The 6,929-nt window shown below is 43.2% G+C and carries 6 protein-coding genes; 2 read left to right on the top strand and 4 right to left on the bottom strand.

The genetic code is table 11. The annotated features are described in order from the left end of the window. On the top strand, positions 1 to 426 hold a 426-nt coding region (locus RDO37_RS04755; RefSeq protein ID WP_308498290.1), incomplete at its 5' end, for an autotransporter domain-containing protein. Between the two features lie 142 nt (positions 427 to 568). Here the strand turns inward: RDO37_RS04755 and RDO37_RS04750 are convergent. After that, a complete protein-coding gene (locus RDO37_RS04750) occupies positions 569 to 1,612 on the bottom strand; it encodes a DNA (cytosine-5-)-methyltransferase (RefSeq protein WP_308498289.1) in 1,044 nt (347 codons plus the stop codon). A gap of 135 nt (positions 1,613 to 1,747) precedes the next feature. Beyond that, positions 1,748 to 2,272, bottom strand: a complete 525-nt coding sequence (locus tag RDO37_RS04745; protein ID WP_308498288.1) for a hypothetical protein — start codon at positions 2,270 to 2,272, stop codon at positions 1,748 to 1,750. A 1,743-nt stretch (positions 2,273 to 4,015) separates the two neighbouring features. Between RDO37_RS04745 and RDO37_RS04740 the strand changes: the two genes are divergently transcribed. Then, positions 4,016 to 4,480: a helix-turn-helix domain-containing protein gene (locus RDO37_RS04740; protein ID WP_281710646.1), complete on the top strand. Its 465-nt coding sequence runs from the start codon at positions 4,016 to 4,018 to the stop codon at positions 4,478 to 4,480. Between the two features lie 447 nt (positions 4,481 to 4,927). On the opposite strand, the gene RDO37_RS04735 is transcribed toward RDO37_RS04740, so the two are convergent. After that, a complete protein-coding gene (locus RDO37_RS04735; RefSeq protein WP_308498287.1) occupies positions 4,928 to 5,380 on the bottom strand; it encodes a hypothetical protein in 453 nt (150 codons plus the stop codon). A gap of 191 nt (positions 5,381 to 5,571) precedes the next feature. Beyond that, positions 5,572 to 6,267 (bottom strand): hypothetical protein, encoded by a 696-nt coding sequence (locus RDO37_RS04730; RefSeq protein ID WP_308498286.1) that lies wholly within the window; start codon positions 6,265 to 6,267, stop codon positions 5,572 to 5,574. Positions 6,268 to 6,929: the final 662 nt, after the last annotated feature.

Here is a 6,929-nt window from a genome sequence, read left to right as displayed (position 1 = left end):
TTTGCTGACATCACCCCACATGCTGGCATGCGCTTTACTCGTTTAGACACTGAGTCTTACGAGATGAAGACTGCTAAGGGCAGCATCGGCAAGACCGACTTTGATGTACAGAACGTCTTCTCCATCCCAGTTGGTGTTGGCGTATCTAAGGCATTTAACATGGGCGATTGGACTTTAGCTCCTAATGCTGACTTAACCTTAACCTTCAACACCGGTGATACTGAGGTTAACTCTTCAGTTCGCTTCGATGGTGTTAAGGTTAATACCGTACTCGATACTGAGGTATTAGATAAGGTTACTTATGGTCTGAACTTAGGTCTTGGTGCACAAAACGGTAACTTCGGTACTTCCGTAAGCATCAACTACACTGGTTCTTCCAACACTGACAGCTTAGGCATCAATGCTAATGCTCGTTTCATGTTCTAATTAACCGAACCACACAATAATTAATAAGGCTATTCTGAACGGCCTTACCAAAGCGATCATGACTGATGATTGGATAGAGCATCAGTTATGGTCGCTTTTTTGCTTTAGGTCATCAGTAAAGTAAGTGAGCTTTTTTATTGGTCTACTCAGCGTATACGGACTTGGCAAGCTTAGTTAAGAACCTCTCTCCAATGAACTGAGCTACCGGCACTGCAACAGCATCTCCCATCGCTTTATAGCCATCGTTGGCACTTCCTGGGAGAACAAAACTATCTGGTGCTCCCTTCAAGCGAGCTGTCTCGCGAACCGTCAACAGGCGAGCATGAATTTCATTGGCCTTTTTCACAACTAAATACTGTTTGCTACTACCTCCTTCAGGGGTTCTAAGGCAACCAGCAATGCCATCAAAGCGCAATTCTAGTTGTTGTTGACCATGACGTGTGCGGCGATAGCCTGTAGCATAGATTGTCTCGTGTTCATTGAGCCTGACCCAATGTCGCTGAGGAACAAGCTTTAAGATAGCATCCTTATCAAATACAACTTCTTCTTCGATAATATCTTCTAATGTGCTCTGGCGTCTAAGAGGCTTGTCTGCATGCCACCAAATCCATCCTGGTAAAGACTTACCTAAATCGGTAGCGGCTTTATTATGCAGATAACAAGGCGTGTCGCTAGTTAGTTGGGTCGGGATTTTGCTCTCACGATGAACAGCAATAACAAATATCCTTGGTCGAGACTGAGGTAAAAATAGAGCAGCATTTAGAACAATAGCGCCACAGTTGTAGCCACGCTCTACAAGTGCCATATGAAGAGAGCGATAATTTGCACCGCCATTTGAGGAAAGCAAGCCACTTACATTTTCTAAAACCAATATGCGCGGCTTTTCAAGCATCTCATATAATACGCGTAGCCATTCCCACACTAAACCGCTTCTAGAGGCATGAATACCACCTAAAGCGCCCGCTAAAGATAAATCTTGGCATGGAAAACTTGCCCAAGATAAATGCGCAAAAGGCAAATCAGAGCCGCTCACATCTTTGATATCCCCAAGCTTAAAATGCTTGAGACCAAAGTTAGCCTCATATACAGCCGCTTTGTGCTTACTAATATCATTAGCCCAAATAGGCTTAAACATACCTTTGAGTCCGTAAGCAACTAAGCCGCTACCAGCGAAGAACTCATGCATTGTCCATGGAGCGCAGGACAAGTCGATTAGACGATTACCATGGTGAGGACCTTGAAGCAAACCTATGCCTCCAGACTTATCTGAGTTCTATGTATTGGTCGAAAAGAATAAGAGCAAGAAACGCTGTAGCTTTACTTAATCATGTTTGCCTAGGAGCGCAATAGCTTTTGTTAACAACTCCGCTGAGATGCGTAAGTCCCTATTCTCCTTTTCATATTTGCTGGTTAATTCTTTCTGCTGAGCATTGAGCTTTTCTATGGCTTTTTGATGAGCCCGTTCTTGTTTAGCTAACTTAGCCTCATCGCGGGCTCGAGCTCTAAGTGTAGACTTAGTGCAGTACTCAAGGTTATTTTTAGACCATTCTTGAAATGCCTTGATTTCGTCAATATCAAGAGCATTCTTTGCTAATAACTCAAGCACATCAGGATGGTCATAACCAAGCATTTCGCAGATAGTTGCAATCTTTTGCGCTTCTTTTAATGAGGTCAAACCGCGTGGCATTGGTGCATCAGCAGGGATCTCATTTGGGTACATCATATTACGTATCTGATAAATGGTATTGATGTGAACGCCAGTGGCCCTTGAGATTGAGGCAACTGTTTCACCGTTGCGAAGTTGCTCTTCAATCTGAGACCTGAGGGCTGGATCCAATTTCTTCATAACAAGTAATCTCAAAACGGGCCGATAAGTCTAACTGTACATCTTAGCATGTGCTTGCTGAATTACTTTTAAGTACGTCTTGCTGCTGACTTACATACTTTCTCTGCAATGACAGCGCGTAGCTAAAAGTCTTACCATGCCCCACAAGCTGTGCTCATTCGACCTGCTAATTAGGCATAGGTTCTGCCCACTGCCCACTTCCATTGCCTACTACAGACGTTGAGGCTGTCTTAGCTCTTTGGACTGTATTCTCGCAAGGCCGCTCTCTTTACCCTTTTCTGAATGAGCTCGAACGACACTAAGCTATTAGTGAGAGCAATTAGCAGAGATAGTCTGCTGCAGCAATCCTCAACTTTCAACTACACCAGCCTAGGATGAGTTGATTATAAAAGCTCGTTAATCACTACCTGGCCCTGCTCTGCCATTCATCACCGTACTTTGCCAGCTCTCTATACGCCCTATTTCTTAGTGTGGCCATGCATTGCCTGATTATGGATTGAAGTTATAGGCATGATCTCGTGTGCTGCATACTACGCCGAATGCATGGAGAACGAACGACTATTAACGGGTGGATCTTATGGCTAAGGGGCGGCAGAGCTGACCTCTTGCGTAAATTCGCGGTGCTGGTGGCAAATATGCACGGTCTTAGATGCTCGGTCTTGTGGCTTTGGGGATGATTGTCACGTGCTGTGGTAAGGGCTATGTTTGATCATTTGTCGTGGGAATTAGTCTGGTAGCTGTGATATTGAGATCAAACTATTGCTTAGACTCGTGATGAAATGGTGCATCTTAAGATTATGACTATGCATCTAGTGTTAGCTGTGTAATAATTAGTGTGTAGAGAAAGTCTAAGTTTATTGCTGCTACTGATGCGTTGTACTTGAGGCGCTTTTACACCAAATGTATATTGCATCACAGCTGCTAGCTAGTCTTTATTGCTTGTTTATGTGGTCTTATGTAAGACTATATGTGGTAGTATGTAAGACTAAATGTGAGCAAATTTTGCTAAGCCTAGATAACTTTGTATTGTGCTTGTGTAAGCTTGACGATGCAAATTTTTCATTAAGTTGCTTAACGCGCTTTGATATACATAGGCTTAGGCTTGATCTGAGAAACGTTACTTAAAAAATACTTGATACAGCAAAATTGTTAAATCTATTTTGTAGAAATGCTCAAAAATCAACAGGACACTTGTCACACAAGTAGTAATTTGATCAAGCCTAGATATTACTGTAAACCCCTATTAATCCTATGATTTATCTATATTTATAGCTTTTAAATCGTTATTTCGCTACAAAAGTAGTATGGTCGATGTGCTGTCTTAATGCATATAATAATATATGAGAATTACTCTTGATATTGAGGGAACGCCACTCGTTTAAAGACGAGTACGCGTAATAACACTGGAGTATCACCCTCAATGGCTAGTGGCTATACACCCTAGCAGTCAATCTTGCTCTCGTAGCTTGCTGACACAGAGTAATCTCATAATCAAACATTCAAAGAGAGTCTTTAGATTTCTAAAGACATATGCAGTCAGAAGACTTTTAGTACATGGACTATGACTATTTGATCAAGCGAACTTGAAGTGGTCGTGTCCTAATATTTTACTAGGCACTTAATGTGTCAGTGCTTCTATTGTTATCCGATGCTTCTGACTATGACCTCATTTATTAGGGTTCTACATAACCTTAGCAGATAGACTTAGCCATCTGCATATGAGAAACATAAGGAGTTCTGTCAATGCCTAATTACATCAGCATTGAGAAAGGTATAGAAATCAGACGATTGTACGCTGCTGGCATTAAGGTTTCTGCCATTGCAAGACGTATGGGTATTTCTCGTCCTACCGTTTACGCCTACATTCGTGCTGAGCGTGATCCAGAGCCACTCCCAGTTAAGGATCGCGTCCTCCCAGGTAAAAGCATGGTTTTCTACGAGTTTGTTAAAGACCGTATTATCCGTGGCAAGCGTATCGGCAATACTGTCAAGAAGATCTCTGTGCGTGAGATCTTTGAGGAGTTACAGGTGCTTAACTTCTTAGGCCACCCTCCTGTATGCCGTCGTACCATTGACCGTCTTGGCACCTTAATCTACGCTGAGCTCAAAGAGCAGCGCGAGCAGCAGCTGCGTCAAATGCACCCTGCTTTCCGCGTACAAGCTATTCAGCGTGCTTTCGGTCTTTCAGGTGGCAGAAACGCCTCCTAGTCTTTAATTAAGACCACATTAACAACTCTAGAAAGGGGCGGTATTAACCGCCCTTTTGCGATCTTATATCCCTACCACTTCCAGCGCCCGCTCCAAGTCCTCAGCGCCAAGAGTTGCTTTTGCCAAGCCTACCAGAGCTCTGTAGCTGTTTAGCTTGAGTGCCTTTCCTCTCATACCATTAGTTGCTCGCGCTCGCGCTCAGTGCTGCTTATGGCATAGCTTAATGTGGCTGAAGCTGTTGCTTTAGCAAAGCATAGCAGAGCGCTTTTACTGCTTTAGCTTGAGTGCTTTTGCTTTCGCAGTACGTGCCATGAGCTGCTTTAGGCACAGCTCGACGTGGCTCTTGACTATGTATTTGAGCAAGATAATACCCTACCCTGCCCTGCCCTGACATGGCTCACTCGCTCGCTTGCTTTGTCTTGCTTTTGCTAAGCAAGGCTGACGTTGTTATGGCTCTACTACCGATAAGAAGTAAGCCCCATCATAGTAGGTATCATCAAAGACAAGGTTAAGCGAGTAACCTGTTCCTTCTAAGTATTCGTTGCAATGATCTATTATGTACATGAGGTTATCCTCATCGTCTGCATAGATCTGGTCTAAGGACTCTTCTAACATCTCAAAGAGATTTTCTGGAAGTTTAGACTGTAGATAGCACCTAACCTTATCGGCAATATCTTCATCGTAAGCGCCAACAAAGAGGCTTTTTCCGTGCCAAGATCCATAGTGTAGCCAAAATACCCCCTCATCGAACCAACCTATTTGATTTAGAAAATCCTGAAACTCATTTTCTGTCTTAATAGATAAGATCTCGTTGATGATATGCGCTTGACTCTCATAGAGCTTAAGATACTGCCCTGAGGCAAATAACAATTTTATTGTTTGTATTTCAACAATGTTCATTTTTTCTTTTCCTACGTAAACTATGGACGATGGGGGCCTGATCTGCATTAAGCTTGATTGAGCTTTACGATCTTTATTGGCCTGTGTTGGTCTTTATGGCGCTTAAGCGTCGCTGCTAGCTGTGCTTGCTTAGGTAGCAGTGGATACAAAAATGCCTGCATCAGCAGGCATCTTGTAAGTGGTGAGTTTGATTAACCGCGAGTTTTGAAGAACTTTCTAAGCTTTTGGAGGGTCTCTAAGCAGTTATCGCCTACTCGGCCAAAGTTATCTGAGTCCTCAAGGAAGGTATCAAAGATAAGCAAGATATAGCGGTTGATACTACCCTCAGCAAGTAAACAGTCCACATCGTAATTTGGTGAATAGTCTGCCTGTAGCGCACGATAAACGCCATTGTAAACAGCACCAGTTAATAACTGTGGTGGCAGATTCTTTTCTTTATAGCGCTCACCATAGCCTGGATAGTGACCTTCTTTGCACAGTCCTAACATGAGCTGAGCCCAGCTAGCGGAGATAATGCAGATTTGCTTTTCGTTAAACTTAGCGCCGCGATTGGTAAACATCAATAAAGCTGCAAGGCGATCCATGATCTGAGCTGGATGAACGTAGGCTTGCGAGTTAAAGTTCTCGGTAAAGCTTAAATCACCACCAAAAAAGTCGTAATTGTTATAAGCCTTACGGTAAGCAGCAAGTTGTGCAGGCATTGGTATGCCAAAGTTTGCCTGATACTTCTTACCCTTGAAAAATACCACTAGTAAAATGATGACCAATGCTCCGAGAAGCACAAAGATAAAGATGAAATTGGCCGTGCTACCAAGGGTCAACCTAAGTGCCGCAAAAGTAATTAACAGTAAACCGACAAGCCCGGTCACCTTAAAAATGACAGACATAGGTTAGTCCCCAAACATTTGTCAAAATCAACCACTAAGTTCCTGTTTGTTGGCTCGCGATCAAACAGAAACTCCAAAAGCAATAAATCATTGTAAGTCTAAGTGCAAAGATCGTTAGCGCTTACATATTGTAAGTGTGAGTTAATCCTTAGTTTGCTGCGCGATCTCATAACAAAGTGACGTATCTAGGCACCTGAAGAAACTCTTTGTGAAACAAATCGCTACGTTCAATCCTGCCACTAAGCTCTGCTTTCAATAAGATCGCAGCATATCAAGGCGGCTAATTGCGCAATAAGCACAGAGCGAGCCTTAAGCTACGCTGATAAAGCCATCATCAAGCTCCAACACTAGCTAAAGCGCAAGCTCAAGAAAGTCACAAAGCCGCGCTTAGATCACAGCAAGTGGCCACGAGAGCACCACGTCACCATAGCTCCATGACACACCATTACTCATCACGTGTGAGCCTAACGTGAGATCTTGGGCAAACATAATGCTATCGACCCTTTATTGATCTAAAGGCATGGCTAGCTACATAAACTTAACAAAGTGGCCGCAATACTATCAGCTTTGCTATCAAGTTGCCATACGATCTCACGATTAAATCGTGAGACAAGATACTGCTCACACCCATGAACTATAGATATTACTTTGATCCAATCCCG

The organism is uncultured Anaerobiospirillum sp. (assembly GCF_902485895.1).
GTDB classification, from domain to species: domain Bacteria; phylum Pseudomonadota; class Gammaproteobacteria; order Enterobacterales; family Succinivibrionaceae; genus Anaerobiospirillum; species Anaerobiospirillum succiniciproducens.
The sequence above is the reverse complement of the archived record's forward strand: the minus strand, read 5'-3'. Positions and strand labels throughout refer to the sequence as shown.